Source organism: Streptomyces beijiangensis, from assembly GCF_017315755.1.
In the GTDB taxonomy this organism is placed as follows: Bacteria; Actinomycetota; Actinomycetes; order Streptomycetales; family Streptomycetaceae; genus Streptomyces; species Streptomyces beijiangensis.
In genome coordinates this window covers 714-931 of the sequence record NZ_JAFLRJ010000549.1, presented here as the reverse complement: position 1 = coordinate 931, position 218 = coordinate 714, and the positions used below count along the sequence as shown (strand labels likewise).

The window sequence follows — 218 nt, the reverse complement described above, 5'->3', positions numbered from 1 at the left end:
TTCAGGCGGGCCCAGCACGCCGCCCGCCAGGCGCACGCCCAGCCGTAGCTCTCCATACCGCGCGCCGTGAGCAACTCCGTTGCTCCTTTGAGGAGTTCGGGGTCGCCGCCGTCGGGGCGGACGCGGTCGCCCGGGAACAGGTTGATCAGCGGGGAGAGGTGGCGGTGTGTCGTCTCGCCGAGGTTGTCCTCGCTCATCCACTCCTCCAGCCAGCCCGA

Annotated in this window: 1 protein-coding gene; it reads right to left on the bottom strand. The window is 70.6% G+C overall.

What is annotated here, in order from left to right; genetic code table 11:
• The coding region (locus J0695_RS44490) for a glycosyl hydrolase family 95 catalytic domain-containing protein (RefSeq protein ID WP_443726905.1) at nucleotides 1-197 on the bottom strand (197 nt) is incomplete at its 3' end.
• Nucleotides 198-218 lie beyond the last annotated feature (21 nt).